This window comes from Anoxybacillus sp. LAT27 (assembly GCF_022030075.1).
Classification (GTDB): Bacteria; Bacillota; Bacilli; order Bacillales; family Anoxybacillaceae; genus Anoxybacillus; species Anoxybacillus kestanbolensis.
This window is the reverse complement of sequence record NZ_JAIWYK010000253.1, coordinates 1-244: the sequence shown is the minus strand read 5'-3', so window position 1 is coordinate 244 and position 244 is coordinate 1. Positions and strand designations below refer to the sequence as shown.

General features: G+C 64.3%; 1 pseudogene. It reads left to right on the top strand.

Features of this window, described 5'->3' with window-relative positions:
- A pseudogene (locus LD028_RS09340) lies at positions 1–244 on the top strand (sensor domain-containing diguanylate cyclase); the annotation flags it as partial.

Genomic DNA, 244 nt, shown 5'->3' with positions numbered 1-244 from the left:
GAGCGCGACGGCATCCCAATGGCCGTGATCGCCGCGCCGCTGTTGGGCAAACAGGGCATTTACGGGGTGCTGCAGCTAACGGCCGAACGGCAGGCAGCACCGGGGCCGCAGGAGACGGAGTACATCTCGATCCTGGCGGAGACGGCGGGGAAAGCCTTTGAAAACGCCCAGCTCTACCAGCAGTCGCGCAACCTGATCCGGGAGCTGCGCCTGATCAACGAAATGGCACGGCAGTTGAACCGCA